We start from the raw sequence: 18,473 nt of genomic DNA on the forward strand, positions 1-18,473 counted from the left end.
AAAACTTTAGTGAGTATGCAAAAACAGATACGCACCTAATCCCACAATGGCCAAACCTATTATTACAAGCCAAGTCCTAAGCGTTTCATTTTCCTTCCTGAGTTCTTCCAATTTATCTTCCATTTTCTTATTATTCTCGTTCAGCAGATTTAGTGTAGAATCTATCCTTTCACCCAATCCTTTTTCACTTTCGTTCAGTAATCCTTTAACAGTTTCTATTTTCTTCTCAAGTGCCCCAGTTAATTCATACAGTTTTGTTTCAGTGAGCATGATTTTTGTGGTAAGATCCTGTTCCAGCCACTTCATGTCTTCGTCATAATCTCTTTTGGTAGTGTTGATCTGCTCTAATTGTTTTTCTAAGTCTTCAATTCTCATAAGCATGGCTCCGTAGTTATTCTCAAGCTCCAAATTCTTGTTTTCGAGATTCTTAATTTCTGAGGCTAAAGCGTCTAACTTTCCACTTACATTTTTGTTTTCGTTCTCTATCTGAATATTCTTATCACCAAGCTCTTCAATTCTTCTGTTTTGTTCCCGCATCTGGTTTGAGATAGCTTCTAAATCACTGGTTAATCTATTTTGAGTTTCTTTAATAAGTGATAGATCAACACTCATGTCAATAAATTTCTTTTCAAGATTTTGAGTCCGATTTTCTATCTGAGATATCTTGCTTTCTATTTCTTCAACGTCATTTTGTATACCTTTTAGGTTATCTGCCAATTCAGAAACAGCAGCAGCGATATTGTTTACTGTGTCATTTAAAATCTCGTCACGGTTTTCGAGTGCACTGATCTTTTGTTCAATATTCTCAACGTAACTTGTGATCTCTTCAAGTTTATTCTGAATATTCCCTGAAACACCCTTTATGTAAGCTATGTCTTTTTCAAACATATCTCTCGTAACGTATTTTTCCAGCATCTCATCCAGTTGCTCAGTGGGAAGAACTGTCGGCTTTGTCTGTATCTGACTAGAAGAAATCTTTTCAATCTTTTCCATAAGACCGATGTAAATTTTATTAAGATTGTTGATTTCTTCCTCCAATGTTTTCATTTTTACTCTTAGTTCGCCCGTATCTGAATTCAAACCCTTTACCTGCCCGGTAAGGATTTTAACATCTTCTGTAATTTTTGCCTGATTTTGTTCAATTTTAGCAACCTCTTTTTCAATATTCTCCAATTCAGGTACTTTCTGTGCAGAAGCTTCGTCTCTTTTCTCAGTCGTTTCTGGTTTTATTTCAGACTGTGTTTTCTGGGCCTCTAAGGTTTCTACCCTTTTCGTCAAAACCTTTACCTCATCTTGCAGATTAAGAGTTAGTGAGAGTACCTTTTGGATATTTTGATTAACGGAATTGAGCTGCGTTGTGGTTACCCTTTTTTGGAGCTCATCGCTAAGTTTGCTTAGTTTATCTTTCAAATCAGCAATATCAGAAGCAAGAGATTGATAGTCTACGGAATTCGAAAGCTTCTCAACTTTCTCGGCTATGCTTGAAACATTCTTTGTGAGAGATGAATAGGAAATGGTCAATTCATCTACCTTTACAGAGAGATTATCAATCATCTGGTTTTTCTGTTGAATCTGTTTGGAAATCTGTGCAATTTGTTCGCTATCTAAAGAACTCGCATTTAACTCTCCCAAAAGCTCTTTGAGCGTTTTAACTTCAGCTTTCAACAACTCGACCTCTGATCTCGTTACATAGTTGCCCATAGTTGATATGCTCTTCTCTATATCTGAAATCTTCAAACTTAAGGAATCAACCTTAGTTTCGAGCTCTACCAATTTCCTTGTCGATTTCATAAGTGCTGTTAGCTCCGCACTCTCAAGAATTTTCTGTTTAATTATCTCTACAGATTCTGCCAACATCGTTGTATCAGTGCCGTCAGAAATAAGACCATTCTTATCTACTGCTTCTGAAAGAGTTTGAATACTTGCTTTCAATTGTTCAACTTGTACTTTAACTTCTTGATCGTAAGTTTCCATCTGTGACAATTTAGCACCTAATTCATCAACTTTGGACAGCAGCATATTTAATTTATCCTTTGAGAGAGTTGCTTCAGTCTTCATAGAAGCTATTTCATTTAGCAACCCTTGGATAGTTCTGAGCATTTCCTCAATTTCCGTCTCATCAATCTTGGTTTTACTGTCAGCTTGGATAGTTTCTTTTTGTGCTTTAACCTCTGACAATGAGCTCTCAATTTCAGAAACCTTTTTGTTAAGATATTCTATCTCAGTCTTCAATTCCTGAACCATCGTTAGTTGCTTCTGAAGATATTCTATCTTCAATTTAAGCGCATCAATATCTTCACTTCTGTCCTTTTCAGAGACTGGCTGCAAATTCTTGTTTCCCGCTCCAGCAACACTTTGCTTCAAAGACTCTATTTCTTGATTTACTTTCAATTCTAATTCAGAAATCTTATCAGACAATTGAAATACGGTTTCTGAAACTTTCTTTGATGATGATTCTAGTTCTTTGAGTTTAAGGTCTAGAACGTTGTACTTAGAATTTAGTTCACTAAGTGCATTTCGCAAAGCTTCGTAATCTTGTTTAACGCTTGAAAATCTGCTATCTACTGAAGATTTTACATCTGTAATCTCTGACGATAATGAGGAAAGATTCTCGGTGAGCAGCTTCATATCTTTTGTAAGGAGGGCGAGCGAAGTCTTTATATCAGAAATTTCTTTGTTTATATCCGAGTTTGTCTTTTCTTGACTTTTCTGCACTTCAATAAGAACCTTTTGTTGAGACATTTGAGTTTCTGAAGATAATTTTTCTTGAATTGATGTTATTTTCTCATCGATGCTTTTAATGTTTGTCTCAAATGCAGTGTATAACCTATAAATCAGTACGACAACCTGAAATCTCGTAACAACTTCGTTCCCCCTAAAAGTTCCATCAGGAAAACCGGTGATAATTCCAAGGTCTGACATTTTTTCCACAGCTTCGTAAGCCCAGTGAGATTCTGGTACATCTTTGTATTGAGCAAACCCAGTCAGGCTTAGGAATATCAAGCACAGAAAAAGAAAAATCTTCTTTTTCATAACCCTTCCCCCCTTTGAATTTTTCCCTAACAATTATACCAGCTTTTTATTCGTTTTAATCCAAGAAATATTTTTTTAGAAACTCATATGAACTTTTGTCTAAAGTTGTAAAATCTTGCTCCTTGACACGCTGTGCATTCTTCTTACCAATTCCGGGAAGGCAGAGAAGCTCCTCCATTGTCAGTTCTGAAAAATTGACTTTTCTTACACCCGTCAAAGATCTTTGTCCGTAATCTACAACAACTATGTCTGTTGGAACACTAAATTGGGCAGGAACACCGACGAGGATCGGATAAGTTCCAAGCTGTCTACCAAATGTTATCCGACCTTCTTGAAATTCAGGAATCACCTCTTTAAGGATCGTACCTTGTGGAAAAACCCTCTTTAGCATATGATTATCAATGTCTCTTCGAATAATAAATTTATAGTGTTCAAAGAACTGCTTGTTAGGTTTCAGCGTCTTTCTTTTCGCTAAATGCCATATAGGAGTTCCTGGAAAGATCATTAACTGACGAAGATTTATCCTCCTAAGCAGATACCCTGAATTTAGGTAGTCCAACAGTTTTCTGTAATTTAACTCGTATGTCTTCTTAGTCTCTCCGAATAGTCCAAAAATAAGGTTAATGCCAGGAAGCAATTTTGGAACGCCAGTGGCATCTCTTACTGCACCGATTTCGTTAACAACTCTGACAGCTGTATCAATATCTTGTACATCTCCGTCTATGTTATTCTTTTTCCTGACTATCGGATCAAAACTTTCAACGCCAAAAGATAAGATATCTCCTGAGGTATTGTACTTCACTATAATTTCAAGGATATCAGCTGACTTGGGCAAATTCTTAGATATGTAAGCTGGATTGGCATTATCGGTATGTAAAACCTTCAAATCGGGGCATTTTTCTCTTATGCCTTTGTAAAGTTCTTCAACGGCCAAGGGGTTTATGTTATTATCGTTAAAGTCGCTACCATAGGCTATTATATTCGCACTTCTGCCAAGCCGGAAAGCTCTCACTCCAGACTTGTAAAGGCTTTCTATTTCATCAATTATATCTTTAACAGGACGTGAGAAGAACTTAGGATGTAACAAGGGTTCTGTGCAAAATGTGCAGTAAGTTCTTCTCTCACAACCCAAAGATACTTCGATTTCAGCTATTATATTTGGGAACCTCGGGTGTTTCTGCACAATTTCTGAACCACTTATTGAGGTAGAGCGTATAGCATCAATATAAGGCTTCTCTAAATACTCTGAAATCCATCTTCCTATATCATCCACTGTCTCTTCAACTTCTATGTTGTTGGAAATATCCTTTGCTAGACTTCCACCTCTGTTTGAGAAAGCTTTGGCCAATGCTCCCATTAAGATTCGGTAAGAGTTCTTGCAGTTGCTAAATATTTTTTGAACTTCAAACGGATTTATAGGTGTTCCACCCACATACTTTCCCGGAACAGTTAGACCACCGACTATAACAACAACATCATAAACAGAAAAAACGTGCCATAGGCTTTTGGCACGTATTTCATCAATTGTGTAATAATCAACCTCATAACCTTTTAGAATGAAAGCTCCTGAAACGTATCTTACATAAGTGCTTACGTAAGGCGGTACTCCAAGAACAGCAGGTTCGTCAACATAACCGTCAATTACCACGCAACGCATTCTTAATCTCCTTCTGCGTTTTTTCAGTTGCTTTTAATATTTTCAAATAGTATGATCCTATTTTGAAATCACCACTTGTTTTGTTTATTTCCATTTCGAGGGGTTTTCCTTCTTTATCATAGCCGGAAATCCTTATATATCCTTTACCTTCTGACACGGAAGCCCATAAAAAGATATTATTCAAGTTATATACTTCCTCTGGTAAATTAGGGTTTTCAACAAGTGTAAATTTTGATAAAATACTTTTCATATCAAACTGCTTTGGGAGTTTGTTTATATACATCGTTGTTGAAACGTCTCCAACTTTCCTAAAAATACGAATTATCTCTCCTGAAACGACGAAAATTTCTAAAGAAAAGGTATCTTCCGAAAATTTATATACGCCATCAACAGAGATATCTAATTTCTTAGACCTGACATACTCGTATGCTATATCCGCGAGATCTCTTATCTGAAAAGTCCGTGTTAAATTGTTGGTGTTTCCTATATAGTATTTGTCTTTCACCCTTACCCATGTAAAACTTTCGGGACTCGTCACGAAAACAACCTTTATATCCCCGCTTTCATAAACCTCTTCACTTCTAAACATAGTGCCGGATTTGGTCGTCTCATAAACCATTCTGACATAATAGCCTTCTGAGAAATTGAAACTCGGCACAAGCAATAAAATTATAAATATAGCGAATACAAAGAATCTTCTTGTATGTCTTATCATCTTTCTGCCTCGCTTTTTGGAATTTCTACCTTTTTACCACCCACCGTCGCTTGCAATTGCAGTATATCTGATTATTTTGAAAACATCATTTTCTTCGTTCTCAACATTAGAGTGCTCTAAGGAAGCATCTTCCGAAGCTGGTATAACGCTTGGATTATCATTTTCCGTAAATAATTTAAAGGTCTCTGCTGCTTTGTGAAACATCAGTGTAAAACTGTTAGTATAGCTTCCAGGCTTAATGTATTCGAAACCAGCGAAAAGTATTGAAATAATTATCAAAATAGCAATACCGTATCTATAAATTAGGCTTCTGACTTTTCTTCGCTTTATCTTCAAAATGATTTTCTCTTCCATAATCGGCCCAGGTTTGTAAGAATACTCGCTTAACACCAATTTCAAATACTTTCTTTCCCCGGAGAATTCTTTTGGATCACTCATTATACTCATTTAAAGACTCCTCCTTAAGTGCCGTCCTTAACTCTTTTTTTATGTAGTGAAGTCTGCTTTTCACGGTTCCTTCAGGTTTATCAATTATTTTTCCTATTTCAGAATATGTTAACCCATCAACCTCTTTCATGTAGAGAATCATTCTATCAGTTGGTGAAAGCCTCTCAATTGCTTTTCTAAGCTTTTCGTAAGAAAATTCATTAGCCACGTTTTCCTGAATATCTTCGTCGGTGCTGTACTGAGTTTGATATTCGTCGCTATCGTTGGTCTCAGACAAATCAATCAAAACATCTCTACCCTTGTACTTTTTATAGTGATCTCTACAAACGTTAATAGCAATTTTGTATATCCAAGTTGAAAGCCTTGACTCGCCCCTGAATTTTTTGATGTTTTTATAAATCTTCAAAAATACCTCTTGAATCACATCGTCTACATCGTCTGACCCCATAAAACTTTTAGCTAAGGCTCCTATCTTTGAAGCATACGTTTTATAGAGGAACCTGTATGCATTTTCATCGCCTTTCCTAAGAGCCTTGATTAATCTATCTTCCGAACACCAATTATTTTGACTAACGTTTTCATCAAATCGTTCATTTTGCGAATTAATATCCATTCTTGAAGAGTTGTTAGAAGATTCCAATCTTTTCACCCCCTACCTGCTCTCTAAAAGAACGAGCATTCCTTAGAGCTTGTCCTCTGTAACAATTGTTGAAAAACACAAGGGCTTTCTTTACATTTGGTAAAAGTATACTCTTTGAAATCTCATCAAGCTCGTCTTCTGTATAGTAATAATCATATCTTGTTTTTTCATCAGCAGTGAACCAACTTTTCTTACGTCCGTGAAGCCTAACGTATATTTCTTCGTCCTCACTGTTGTAATACGTATTAAATGGGTACAATCCTGAAATCTTCGGTAAGTCGACGATAACAATACTTACGTTTGGTGAATACTCTTTAATAAATTCAACTACATCCTCTTTATAAGACCAACTCAAATGTCGAAATTCTATAAACACCTTTGAGTCTTTAAAGCACTCAGCAATCCTTTTTAGAAAAGTAATATTTTCATCCGAATACTTAAATGTATAGGGAAACTGTGCAAGATAACCAGCAAGTTTGCCTTCATCGAATACTATATGGGTGTTTTTGAGGAAATTGGCAATATTCTCAAGATTGCCTTCATGTGTTATTGAGCCGTGTATCTTTAGCGCAAATTTAAAACCTGTAGGTGCCCTCCTTAAAAGAGAAACTATAGACTTATAAGACGGCATCTGATAGAAAGTATAATTTATCTCAACTGCGTTGAAACCATAGTGCTGACAATAATACGTAAACATCTCCGAACTCTTGATGCTTTCTGGATAAACCGTACCGATCCAATCAGAAAATGAAAAACCACTCGTTCCTATATACCATTTCAAAGTATTTCTTTCATTCACAAAATCCCTTCTTCTCAAACTTCCAAGTTTCAGTAGAATTATCTAACACGCCAAAATTCTGCAAGGTGTGGAGGGATATCTTTGACAAAATCTCTTTCTATCTTATCGTAACTGATATAATTTCCTCTTGATAGAACAGAATGAGTTATATACAGCACATCCTTCGCCCGAGTTATCGCAACATAAAAAAGTCTTTCCTCTTCATCCAGCGAATTATCTTTTAAAGCCAAGAAATGTGGAAAATCTCCCGGATTTACTCCAATAACGAATACCACTTTCCATTCAAGCCCCTTTGCTTGATGTACAGTCGTCAATGTAACTTTTCCACTATCTTCATCATTTTCAATTGTTATGCCCCGTGCATCTGAAACAATTAATTCACTGAGCAAAGCTTCTGTAGTTTCATAAAAACTCGCCATCTCGATGAGCCTTTCTATATCTTCTTCTCTATCTCTAAAGTCTTGGTAATGGACTTCTAAGACATATTTGTAAAAATTCTCGTAAAAAGTTCTAATCTGTTCTTTAGGTGACTTTCCAAGTGATTCGGTAAGTACATTCTTAAGTGATTTGATGTTTTCACTCTTAACATCTACATTTAAAAATGTACCTATTGGGTCTTCAGTTGATGTTATTTCGCTAATAATTTTCTCAGCTCTAACATTCCCAACATTATCCAACAGCTTTAGTATTCTCATCCACGAAATCGTCTCATACGGGTTCTCCAATATTTTCAGAAACGCAATAACATCCTTAGCATGTGCGGTTTCTGTGAACCTTAAACCAGAGAGAATTTTGAAAGGAATATTCTTCTTTGCAAGTTCTATCTGTAATTCTAAGGAATGGGAATGTGCTCTGTATATAACTGCTATGTCACTGTAACTTGCACCATTTTCGACATGCTCAATGATTCTTTGCGTAACAAAATGTGCCTCGTCAAAGTGGTCATAGGTATTCACAACAATAGGTTTTTGAACACTACTTCTGACTGCGCGCAAACGTTTCGGAACAGCTGAGCGCGGAATCATCGCGTTAACCAAATCAACAATCTTATCCGCACTTCTATAATTCGTCTGTATCTTGAAAATCCTCGCGTCTTTCATTAACTCACTAACGTTTTCAAACCTTGCTCCTCTAAAAGAATAAATACTCTGGGCATCGTCTGCCACCACAAAAAGGTTTCCGTGAACCTGACTGAGTAATTCAACGATCCTTAACTGAAGTATGTTAGTATCTTGAAATTCATCAACTAAAACCCATCTGAATTGTGAGGAAATCCGCTCTCGTATGTCTGGGTGTTCCTCAAGTAATCGTAACATTTTCAAGAGTAGGTCGTCGTAGTCAAGCACGTTCTGTTTCTCTTTCTCCAAGATATATTCCTGAAATATCTTTTCGATTATATCGACAACATTAATCCATCTTCTTGCCTTTTTGAGGAGGACCTCATACGGAGTCTGCATAGTGTTCACCATATAAGAGTACAATGAGTGCAGTTCGTTGTGTGTTGGTAAGGCTTTACCCATTTGCTTCGACGTGACAAAACGGCTTCTTGCTAATTTCATCAAATCCGTGGCATCTTCTTCATCAAGTATGGTGAAATTTGGTTTTATCCCCATAACCCACCCATACTTTCTCAACAAGGCGTTGCAAACGTGGTGAAATGTACCAGCCATCATGCCATCAAGATTTTTCCCAGCAACCTTTTGAGCGCGTTCTATCATTTCCTTAGCAGCCGCCCGCGTGAATGTAACAAGAAGTATCTCAGAAGGTTTAATCCCGTTCAAAAGCAAATGGGCTATCTTGTAAGTTATTACCTTGGTTTTGCCACTGCCCGGACCAGCTATTACTATCACCTTTCCAGAAGAATTTATTACTGCTTCTCTTTGCTCGGCATCTAATTCATTAATTATGTTGTCATGAATTGTTAGCTTTTCAGCTCTTTCAAGTCTGTATTCTTTAACATCCTTTTCTCTGTGCATGTTTATCTTACCCCTTATTATGGATTTCGGAAAATCAAAAGAGCTTAGATAAAAATTTTCCAACAGTCTTGAACGGTACATTCATTCCAAGCTTCACGTTAGGTCTGTTATCTCCGTGAAAATCACTACCTGCAGTTATTAACAAATCGTATTTCTTCGCTATGCTGAGAAGTTCCTCCGTCTGCTTCGGCAAATGAGTCGAATAGTACGCCTCTATGCCGTCTAAGCCTTTTGATATGAGGTAACGAATGAAGCTTTCGAGGTTTTCTACGCCGTCAGCTATAGGATAAGGTAGTCCATCCTTCAGAACTTGGTAGGGGTGTGCCAATATTGCAATACCACCTGCTTCCTTGATTAATTCTATAGCTTCTTGTGGTTTTAAACGTTTCTTTTCAACAAAAAGAGGTCCGCCATCTTTCAAATAGTTTCTAAAAGCCTCGTCAATAGTCTGCACGTACCCTTTTTCAACCATCAACCTTGCAAAATGCGGTCTTCCTATAGCTTTACCTTTCGCTATTTTCTTTATTTCTTCCATAGTTGCTTTAAACCCGAACTGATTCATTTTTTCCAAGATAATCTCATTTCTTTTGTTTCTATATTCAATAAGTTCGTTTAGCACGTGTGCTACTCTAAGTGAATCCTTAATATTGTACCCGAGTATGTGCAAACTGTCCGTAGGATAATCAGCACTTATTTCAACGCCTTTTATAACGGTTATGTCCGTTTCTTCTACTACAGAATCGAGTTCGTCAAAGCCAGAAATTGTATCATGATCAGTTATTGCCAACACTTCTAAACCTATCGTTTGTGCTTTTTGTATCAGTTCTTTCGGCTTGAGTGTACCATCAGAAGCTGTTGTATGAGTGTGAAGATCCAAAACCAATTGAATCACCTCCGATTTTTCGTGTTAATTATACCATATTTTGTGATATACTTAATATAAGTAACTGATAGCGAGAACGCACATGGAGGGATGCAAATTGAACAGAGAAGAAGCTTTAATACTCTTGAGAACGCACGTTTCAAACAAAAATCTTATAAATCATTGTCTTGCGTGCGAAGCTATCATGAGAAAATTGGCAAAGCACTTTGGTGAAGACGAAGAGGTATGGGGACTTGCGGGCTTACTCCACGATCTTGATTACGACTATACAAAAGACAAACCAGAAGAGCATGGGCTCAAAAGTGTAGAGATTCTTAATGGGAAGGTTTGCGATGAAATAAAAAACGCTATACTAGCTCACTGCGAGAAGAAAACGCCCGAGACAACTATGGAAAAGGCACTTTATGCGGTGGATCCAACAAGTGGATTCATAGTAGCCGCGGCTTTAATAAGACCTGAAAAAAAGCTCGAGGTTGTAGATGTTCCTTTCTTACTTAATAGGTTTAAAGAGAAGGGATTTGCAAAAGGTGCAAACAGAGAGCAGATGAAATCTTGCGAAAACATAGGGCTTAGCTTAGAGGAATTTTACACATTAGCACTCGAAGCGATGAAAGAAATATCAGATAAGATAGGTCTGTAAAAAGAGGTGTAACATGAATTTTGTACCTTGGATTATCTCTTTTTCAGCTGTTTTTGTTGATAACGTTTTTAGAGATTATTTTAGTATAACTCCCTTGTATTTCTTGTTTGAGTCAGTTGTGGAGGAAAAGCCAACTTTGAAAATTGCAAGGCTGTTGATATTCTCTGTTTCATATCAAAGTTTTGCAGCGATGAATTTAAGTTTAATATGGGTTGCTATTACGTTTTTTATAATTATGATAGAATTGTACAGAGATAATTTTTATTATCCTTGGAGCGCATCATTGTTACAAGCTGTGATATTTTTGCTACCTTACTATTATCTCTATCCGTTTTCATATGTTTATGGTTATATTGTTAATGTAATTTTATTCGTTTATGCATATAGAAAATTAGAGCTCGGAGGTGCAAGATAATGGAAATAAAGTTACCGGATGGAAGTGTAAGAAGATACGAAGGAAGTGTGACGCCAGGACAAATTGCTAAGGACATTTCAGAAGGTCTGTGGAGAAATTCTGCCGGTGCGTTGGTAAATGGACAACTTTGGGACTTAGAAAGACCTATTGATTACGACTGTGAATTAAAGATTGTTAAATTAGACGACCCAGAAGCGGTAGAGATTTATAGACACACGATGTCTCACATTATGGCTCAGGCAGTAATGCGCATCTATGGCGAAGAGAATGTCAAGCTTGGCATCGGTCCAACAATCGAAAATGGTTTTTACTACGATTTCGATATTGCTAATGCAAAGATCGCTGAAGAAGACTTGGAAAAAATCGAAGAAGAAATGAAGAAGATAATAAAAGAGGACTTAAAAATTGAGCGTTTTGAGTTGCCAAAGGACGAAGCGATAGAGCTGATGAAGAAAAAGAACCAACCATACAAAGTAGAGCTTATAGAGGAGATACCGGATGAGAAGGTAAGTTTTTACAGACAAGGAGAATTCGTTGATTTGTGTCGTGGTCCTCATCTACCGAGCACAGGTAAGGTTAAGCATTTCAAATTATTATCTGTTTCTGGTGCTTACTGGAGAGGCAACGAAAAGAATCCAATGCTTCAAAGAATATACGGAACAGCATTTTCAAAGAAAGATGAACTCGAAAGTTATTTAAAAATGCTTGAAGAGGCTAAGAAAAGGGACCACAGGAAACTCGGCCCTCAACTAGAACTTTTCTTCATAAATACAGATGTTGCAGCCGGAATGCCGATATTCCTTCCATATGGAATGACAATTCTGAAAGAGTTGATGGAGTTATCGAGAAAGCTCCATAAAAAGTACGGTTACAAAGAAGTTGGCACACCACTTATAATGCACGAGAAACTGTGGAGGCAGAGCGGACACTGGGATCACTATAAAAACAACATGTATTTCACCGAAAAAGAGGAAGTAACTTACGCTGTAAAGCCTATGAACTGTCCGGGGCACATTCTTATCTATAAGAATAGACCAATCTCTTACAAAGATCTTCCGATCAGATTGTTTGAATTCGGTAGAGTCCACAGATACGAACGCGGTGGCGTTTTGCATGGTTTACTGAGAGTCAGAACGTTTACGCAAGATGACGCTCACATATTCTGTCGTGAAGATCAAATTGTCGAAGAAGTAACGAATGTTGTGAGATTCATAAACGAATTATACAGCGTGTTCGGCTTCACATACAGGGCAACACTCAGCACTATGCCTGAAGATCATATGGGCGACGAAGCAACTTGGGAAAAAGCAACCGTAGCTCTAAGAAATGCCCTTGAAGAAACGGGTGTACCATTTGTGGTTGCTGAAGGTGAAGGAGCATTCTACGGACCGAAGATCGATTTTCACGTACGCGATGTCATCGGAAGGGAATGGCAGTGTGCAACGATACAGCTCGACTTCCAAATGCCAGAAAGATTCAATATCACGTATAAAGACGCTGACGGTATGGAAAAAAGACCTGTCATGATCCACAGAGCGCTGTATGGTTCAATCGAAAGATTTTTCGGTATACTCATAGAACACTTCGCGGGCGCGTTCCCAACGTGGCTTGCTCCGGTTCAAGTAGTTGTATTACCTGTTTCCGAAAAGTACGTGGAGTATGCACGTAATTTATATCAAGAATTAGATAAAAACGGTATCAGAGTTGAATTGGATGATAGAAACGAAACACTTGGTTACAGGATACGTGAAAATCAGTTGAAGAAAGTACCATACATGATAATAGTTGGTGAGAAAGAAAAGGAGACGGGGAAAATATCGCTCAGAACAAGGGAAGGAAAAGATCTCCACGACATAGAGTTGAAAGATTTTGTTGAAAGAGTGAAGCATGAGATATTTGTGAAAAGCTCAACACTGAGTTTTTAACCCTTAATGTTCAACAATCCGAACGCAAAAAGTGAGGTGGTAATTTGTTACCAGAGAAGCTTTTGAAAGAGTTCAGATCTGCATTTGGAATGGATCCAATCTGTCATGACACAGAAAAAGGTACGTGCATATTCGAACAGAATGGATATATAGTCATCAAGACAAATGGTGTACTAATCGCGCAGTTTAAGGATGATGAATCAAGTTACGGAGACATATTGTCATTCTATGCAAAAAAGGCAGGGTTGCTGTCCCCTGCAGAACGTGATATAGAGAAGATATTACGCTCAATGTTTGTCAACCTTATAGTTTTAACAGAAGTTGAAGACAGATATGGTTTTTCACATTCCCAAAGGGTTGCAAAGATAGCGGAAGGCTTTGCAATGTACCTTAACATGAAACCGGAAGAAGTAGAGGATTTAAAAAACCACGCCTTGCTCCATGATGTTGGAAAGATAGCAATTGAACAGCTGATGCTTTACTCTCCAACAAGGTTAAGAACGTTCGAAACGCACTACGAAGACCATCCAACAATGGGAACTATATACCTATCAATACATGAAAGCCTCTGGAGATACATACCAACAGTTAGGAACCATCATGAAAAATGGGACGGTACAGGTTTTCCGGACAAACTGAAAGGAACAGACATACCGTACTTTGCGAGAATCATAGCTATTCTCGACTACTATGATGAAGTGACAAATTTCGTCTCTGCAGACTGGGACAGTGAGATAAAGACACCGAAACAGGCGATAAACGAAATTAAGAGAATGGCTGGAACATTCTTTGATCCGGATTTGGTTAACAAATTTGTAGAATTCATGCAGACGGTGCACAAAATCGAAGTATGAATCAACGTTTCTTAGCACTGGCAACATTCAAGTAGAGGGGGGATTGAAATGTTATCACCTGTTGCTTTTTGGATCGTATTTGGGGTCGTGCTAATGGTAATAGAGATATTCACACCCACATTTTTCATCTTTTGGTTTGGAATCGGTAGTCTTGCTGCTGCTGTTGTTGCGTATTTTTACGAAAACACACTTATCGAACTTCTCACTTTCATAGTGGTGTCTGGAGTATTGGTTTTGTTGACAAGAAAATTGGCAAAGAAATTAACAGGTGAAGAAGTTAGAAGCATTAATGTAGATGAAATAATTGGTAAAGAGGCAATAGTAATTGAGCGTATCGATAACATCAAAGGAAAAGGCGTTGTAAAGGTCAACGGCGATATGTGGAGAGCTGTTTCGATTGAGGATCATATAATAATCAACGAAGGTGCAAAGGTAATTATAGAAAAAGTGGAAGGAGCACATGTAGTTGTGCGACCATCAAGTTCGGCGGAATCTAAGGAATCTGATTAATGGCACTGAAATTATTTGAAAAGGAGGGGTCGTGATGTACATAGTTCTTCTTGCTATAGCGTTTTTGTTGTTAATAATTGCTGCTACTGGTATCAGAATTGTAAGACCGTACGAACGCGGATTGATAGAAAGGCTTGGAAAGTTTAAAAAAGAAGTGCGTTCAGGTTTACACTTCATAATCCCATTCTTTGATCGCATGATAAAGGTTGATATGCGCGAACATGTTATCGATGTACCACCTCAAGAGGTCATTACAAAAGATAACGTGGTTGTAGTGGTCGATGCTGTTATCTATTACGAAGTAACAGATGCATTCAAATCAGTGTACAATGTCAACAACTTTGAATTTGCAACTATAAAACTTGCGCAAACAAACTTGAGAAATGTCATAGGTGAACTGGAGCTTGACCAGACCCTTACGTCGAGAGAGAGTATTAATGCAAAGTTAAGAACAGTATTAGACGAAGCGACTGATAAATGGGGAATTAGGATTACGAGAGTCGAGATCAAGAAGATAGATCCACCAAAAGATATAATGGAAGCAATGAGTAAACAGATGAAGGCTGAAAGAACAAAAAGGGCAGCAATCCTTGAGGCAGAAGGTATTCGACAGTCTGAAATATTGAAAGCTGAAGGTGAAAAGCAGGCTGCGATATTAAAGGCTGAAGGTGAAGCGGAAGCAATAAAGAGAGTCGCAGAGGCTAATAAATACAAGCTGATAGCAGAGGCAGAAGGTCAAGCATTAGCTATTGTGAACGTTTTCAAAGCGATCCACGACGGTAATCCAACAAACGACCTAATAGCTATAAAGTACCTTGAAACTCTTAAAGAAGTTGCTAATGGACAAGCAACGAAGATATTCTTACCTCTTGAAGCCTCATCCGTTTTATCATCTGTGGGTGCTATGGCAGAATTGTTTAAAGATAGAAAAGTGGAGGACAAAAAGCAACAATGATAACGCCTTTTCTAAACATATTGTTCGGTAGTGGCATCAGTACACTTGTTGGAAGTATAGTTGGGCTCTTAGTTTCTTACAATATAATATCTAAAAGAGCTCGTGTTAGATACCAGCCGCTGTTTCTTTTTAACGACGTGATGATGCTAAGCATCATGACGCTTGTTTGGTATTACGTCGATAATCTATATCTTGCTTATCTATTCTTTATTATTATGTCTTCCGTCTTCCTGGTCTATAAATTGCTTGTTGCTGTGTACTCAATGGACAAGAGATTCAGATTACTTGTACTCTCACTTGGCGCAGATCACTCAGAGTATTCAAGATTTATATTAGAAAAGAATCTGGGAAGATTTTTCGCTAATATTTTGAAATTCTACGTGCTTTGTATAATAAGTTTTTTAACTTCACTGACCATTTGCGCTTCTGACATAGGTTTTTTCGGACTCATAGTTGGACTGGTATTTTCACTCGTTCAGACTGATTGAGTTTAAACTAACGAAAGGAGTTTTAGTGATGAAAAAAAAGCTTTTTGTGAACTATTCTCAGGCTATACTTAAGATTGGGGTAAACTTGCAAAATCAACAAAAGTTAATCGTGAACGCTTCTGTGGATCACAAAGACTTCGTAAGGATTTTCGTCGAACAGGCTTACGATTTAGGTGCAAAAGAAGTACTTGTCGTATGGAACGATACTTACATCTCCAGGCAAAAATTACTAAAAGCACCCGAAGAGGTAATTACTAACATATACAACTGGGAGATAGAAATGGCAAAAAGCTTTCTCGAAGACGGTGCTGCTACCGTCTCATTGGTTGGTTCGTATGCGGATCTGCTTGCCGACGTACCAGCCCAGAGAATAGGTGCAGCCACGAAAGCAAGACAAATAGCTTTCAAAGAGATTATGGAACGAACGATGATGAATAAAAACAGGTGGTGCGTCGCTGGCGTACCAAATCCTGAATGGGCACGAAAAGTTTACGGCACAGAAGACATTACACAACTTTGGAACGATATCCTATATATGGCAAGAATAGATGAAAATGGATATGATGCGTTACTCAAGCATCTGGAAAATCTTAAAAATAGAAAGGACTACCTTAATGAGATGAAATTTGAGGCATTGAGATACGAAGGACCTGGTACAGAATTAGTTGTTGAATTGCCACGCGCTCATCTTTGGCTAAGCGGTGTAGAACACGATGTTAATGGTGTACCTTTCTTACCAAACATCCCAACTGAAGAAGTGTTTACAGCCCCGTATAAATATGGGGTTAATGGAAAAGTCTCAAGTAGCATGCCGTTGGTATACCAAGGAAATATTATAGATGAGTTCTGGCTCGAATTCAAAGATGGAAAGGTTATAAACTTTGATGCAAAGAAAGGAAAAGAGGTCTTACAGCAACTTATAGCTACTGATGAAGGAGCATCATATCTTGGTGAGGTTGCACTTGTCGATGTGACATCACCAATATATAAACTTGGAAAAGTTTTCTACAACACACTGTACGATGAAAATGCGGCTTCGCATTTTGCATTGGGACGAGCATACCCAACTTGTGTTGAGAGCTTTGGTGGAGATCCAGAGAACGCTGGTATAAACATGAGCATTACACATGTAGACTTCATGGTTGGCAATGACAAAATGAATGTCTACGGGATTAAAGGCGGTAAGGAATATCAATTAATGAAAAACGGCCTTTGGCAAATTTAAACTTCTCTACACGAATATCAAAAGCTGTGTTATAATATTTTGTGAATTAAATCACTTATAGTTTAATTTTTCTAAAAGGAGGTAAAAGTTATGAGCTTTGACAAACAACAGTTCGTTCATGAATTAATAACGCCAAACAGCAGCAAGATTGTTCTTTTGGTTATGGATGGTATCGGTGATCTTCCAAATGAAGAAGGCTTGACACCACTTATGAAAGCAAATACTCCAAACCTTGATAAAGTTGCACAGATGAGTGACCTTGGTCAGACAATCCCAGTTCTTCAAGGAATAACACCAGGTAGTGGACCAGGGCATCTTAGCCTTTTTGGATACGACCCAATTAGATACCAGATAGGCCGTGGAATTCTCGAAGCTCTTGGCGAAGATATCGATGTTGGAGAACTCGATGTTGTTGCAAGAGGAAATTTTGCAACAATACAAGGTGACATCGTAGTTGACAGAAGAGCTGGAAGGCCAGCAACTGAAGAAAGCGCTAAGGTAGTGGAAATTCTTAACGCAAACATCAAGGAAATAGAAGACGTAAAAGTTCAGTTCTACCCTGGCAAAGAACACAGATTTGTCCTCAAACTAACAGGGGAAGGCCTTTCAGACAAAATTGAAGACGCCGATCCACAAAAAGAGGGGAAGCCGATAAAATTCACCTCTGCGCTTTCACCAGAAGCAGAAAAGACAGCAAGGATAGTTAACAAACTTTTGGAGAGAATCAAAGAAGTTCTAAAAGACCAACCAAAGCTGAACTTCGCACTTGTAAGGGGATTTTCAAAATACCCACAACTTCCACAATTCCCGGAAGTTTACAAATTGAAAGCGGGAGCTATCGCAGTCTACCCAATGTACAAAGGGTTAGCAAAATTAGTCGGAATGACGATTATTCCAACCGGACAGACAATAGAAGATGAAATCGAGACTTTGAAAACAGAATGGAATGACTACGACTTCTTCTTCGTACATATTAAAAAGACGGATTCATACGGCGAGGATGGAAAATTTGACGACAAGGTGCATGTTATAGAAAACGTTGATAAAATAATCCCAGAAATACTTGCACTTAATCCCGATGTGTTAGTTGTAACAGGCGACCATTCAACACCATGTGCCATGAAAGGACATTCATTCCATCCAGTACCAATTATGTTCTGCGCAAAATACACAAGAAAAGGCCTTTCCAAAGCATTCAACGAATTTGAATGTGCAAGGGGGACAATTGGTACAATTCATGCAACAGACGTTATGAACTTAATAATGGCATATTCAGGAAAATTTGAGAAATTCGGTGCGTAATAAGAAATC

Annotated in this window: 17 protein-coding genes; 9 read left to right on the forward strand and 8 right to left on the reverse strand. The window is 37.8% G+C overall.

The window, feature by feature from the left end:
• Positions 1-6: 6 nt before the first annotated feature.
• The 8 genes from BUA11_RS07765 to BUA11_RS07800 are packed head-to-tail and all read right to left on the reverse strand — an operon-like array spanning position 7 to position 10,150.
• A complete protein-coding gene (locus BUA11_RS07765; RefSeq protein ID WP_072760200.1) occupies positions 7-3,033 on the reverse strand; it encodes an S-layer homology domain-containing protein in 3,027 nt (1,008 codons plus the stop codon).
• A gap of 55 nt (positions 3,034-3,088) precedes the next feature.
• Positions 3,089-4,690, reverse strand: coding sequence for a radical SAM protein (locus BUA11_RS07770; protein WP_072760213.1), 1,602 nt, complete (start codon positions 4,688-4,690; stop codon positions 3,089-3,091).
• Positions 4,671-5,405: a hypothetical protein gene (locus tag BUA11_RS07775; protein WP_143145308.1), complete on the reverse strand. Its 735-nt coding sequence runs from the start codon at positions 5,403-5,405 to the stop codon at positions 4,671-4,673. The genes BUA11_RS07770 and BUA11_RS07775 overlap by 20 nt, the downstream gene beginning before the upstream one ends.
• Before the next feature lie 33 nt (positions 5,406-5,438).
• Positions 5,439-5,852 (reverse strand): hypothetical protein, encoded by a 414-nt coding sequence (locus tag BUA11_RS07780; RefSeq protein ID WP_072760215.1) that lies wholly within the window; start codon positions 5,850-5,852, stop codon positions 5,439-5,441.
• Positions 5,836-6,501 (reverse strand): RNA polymerase sigma factor, encoded by a 666-nt coding sequence (locus BUA11_RS07785; protein WP_372589809.1) that lies wholly within the window; start codon positions 6,499-6,501, stop codon positions 5,836-5,838. Before BUA11_RS07785 ends, BUA11_RS07780 begins: the two co-directional genes overlap by 17 nt.
• A complete protein-coding gene (locus BUA11_RS07790) occupies positions 6,479-7,291 on the reverse strand; it encodes a DUF72 domain-containing protein (RefSeq protein WP_245789635.1) in 813 nt (270 codons plus the stop codon). Before BUA11_RS07790 ends, BUA11_RS07785 begins: the two co-directional genes overlap by 23 nt.
• A 38-nt stretch (positions 7,292-7,329) precedes the next feature.
• Positions 7,330-9,267: an ATP-dependent helicase gene (locus tag BUA11_RS07795; RefSeq protein WP_072760217.1), complete on the reverse strand. Its 1,938-nt coding sequence runs from the start codon at positions 9,265-9,267 to the stop codon at positions 7,330-7,332.
• 34 nt (positions 9,268-9,301) lie between these two features.
• On the reverse strand, positions 9,302-10,150 hold the full coding sequence (locus tag BUA11_RS07800) for a PHP domain-containing protein (RefSeq protein ID WP_072760219.1): 849 nt from the start codon (positions 10,148-10,150) through the stop codon (positions 9,302-9,304).
• Positions 10,151-10,232: 82 nt separating this feature from the next.
• On the opposite strand from BUA11_RS07800, the gene BUA11_RS07805 reads away from it, so the two are divergent.
• The 9 genes from BUA11_RS07805 to BUA11_RS07845 all read left to right on the forward strand — a co-directional run bounded on the left by BUA11_RS07805 (position 10,233) and on the right by BUA11_RS07845 (position 18,464).
• Positions 10,233-10,790: an HD domain-containing protein gene (locus BUA11_RS07805; protein ID WP_072760221.1), complete on the forward strand. Its 558-nt coding sequence runs from the start codon at positions 10,233-10,235 to the stop codon at positions 10,788-10,790.
• 13 nt (positions 10,791-10,803) lie between these two features.
• Entirely contained in the window at positions 10,804-11,205 is a 402-nt protein-coding gene (locus tag BUA11_RS07810) for a hypothetical protein (protein WP_072760223.1), read from the forward strand.
• Positions 11,205-13,130, forward strand: a complete 1,926-nt coding sequence (gene thrS, locus BUA11_RS07815; protein ID WP_072760225.1) for a threonine--tRNA ligase — start codon at positions 11,205-11,207, stop codon at positions 13,128-13,130. The genes BUA11_RS07810 and thrS overlap by 1 nt, the downstream gene beginning before the upstream one ends.
• 44 nt (positions 13,131-13,174) lie before the next feature.
• A complete protein-coding gene (locus BUA11_RS07820; protein ID WP_072760227.1) occupies positions 13,175-13,984 on the forward strand; it encodes an HD-GYP domain-containing protein in 810 nt (269 codons plus the stop codon).
• Between the two features lie 48 nt (positions 13,985-14,032).
• A complete protein-coding gene (locus BUA11_RS07825) occupies positions 14,033-14,494 on the forward strand; it encodes an NfeD family protein (protein WP_072760229.1) in 462 nt (153 codons plus the stop codon).
• Positions 14,495-14,528: 34 nt separating this feature from the next.
• A complete protein-coding gene (locus BUA11_RS07830; protein ID WP_072760231.1) occupies positions 14,529-15,449 on the forward strand; it encodes an SPFH domain-containing protein in 921 nt (306 codons plus the stop codon).
• Positions 15,446-15,937, forward strand: coding sequence for a hypothetical protein (locus tag BUA11_RS07835; RefSeq protein ID WP_072760233.1), 492 nt, complete (start codon positions 15,446-15,448; stop codon positions 15,935-15,937). The genes BUA11_RS07830 and BUA11_RS07835 overlap by 4 nt, the downstream gene beginning before the upstream one ends.
• 28 nt (positions 15,938-15,965) lie before the next feature.
• A complete protein-coding gene (locus BUA11_RS07840) occupies positions 15,966-17,162 on the forward strand; it encodes an aminopeptidase (protein WP_072760235.1) in 1,197 nt (398 codons plus the stop codon).
• Positions 17,163-17,252: 90 nt separating this feature from the next.
• Positions 17,253-18,464, forward strand: a complete 1,212-nt coding sequence (locus tag BUA11_RS07845; RefSeq protein ID WP_072760237.1) for a 2,3-bisphosphoglycerate-independent phosphoglycerate mutase — start codon at positions 17,253-17,255, stop codon at positions 18,462-18,464.
• Positions 18,465-18,473: the final 9 nt, after the last annotated feature.

The organism is Fervidobacterium gondwanense DSM 13020, assembly GCF_900143265.1.
GTDB classification, from domain to species: domain Bacteria; phylum Thermotogota; class Thermotogae; order Thermotogales; family Fervidobacteriaceae; genus Fervidobacterium; species Fervidobacterium gondwanense.

Coding starts and splice junctions, on each gene's coding strand:
- BUA11_RS07765 (WP_072760200.1), bottom strand. CDS start 3,033: ATGAAAAAGAAGATTTTTCTTTTTCTGTGCTTGATATTCCTAAGCCTG.
- BUA11_RS07770 (WP_072760213.1), bottom strand. CDS start 4,690: ATGCGTTGCGTGGTAATTGACGGTTATGTTGACGAACCTGCTGTTCTT.
- BUA11_RS07775 (WP_143145308.1), bottom strand. CDS start 5,405: ATGATAAGACATACAAGAAGATTCTTTGTATTCGCTATATTTATAATT.
- BUA11_RS07780 (WP_072760215.1), bottom strand. CDS start 5,852: ATGAGTATAATGAGTGATCCAAAAGAATTCTCCGGGGAAAGAAAGTAT.
- BUA11_RS07795 (WP_072760217.1), bottom strand. CDS start 9,267: ATGCACAGAGAAAAGGATGTTAAAGAATACAGACTTGAAAGAGCTGAA.
- BUA11_RS07805 (WP_072760221.1), top strand. CDS start 10,233: ATGGAGGGATGCAAATTGAACAGAGAAGAAGCTTTAATACTCTTGAGA.
- BUA11_RS07810 (WP_072760223.1), top strand. CDS start 10,804: ATGAATTTTGTACCTTGGATTATCTCTTTTTCAGCTGTTTTTGTTGAT.
- thrS (WP_072760225.1), top strand. CDS start 11,205: ATGGAAATAAAGTTACCGGATGGAAGTGTAAGAAGATACGAAGGAAGT.
- BUA11_RS07825 (WP_072760229.1), top strand. CDS start 14,033: ATGTTATCACCTGTTGCTTTTTGGATCGTATTTGGGGTCGTGCTAATG.
- BUA11_RS07830 (WP_072760231.1), top strand. CDS start 14,529: ATGTACATAGTTCTTCTTGCTATAGCGTTTTTGTTGTTAATAATTGCT.
- BUA11_RS07835 (WP_072760233.1), top strand. CDS start 15,446: ATGATAACGCCTTTTCTAAACATATTGTTCGGTAGTGGCATCAGTACA.
- BUA11_RS07840 (WP_072760235.1), top strand. CDS start 15,966: ATGAAAAAAAAGCTTTTTGTGAACTATTCTCAGGCTATACTTAAGATT.
- BUA11_RS07845 (WP_072760237.1), top strand. CDS start 17,253: ATGAGCTTTGACAAACAACAGTTCGTTCATGAATTAATAACGCCAAAC.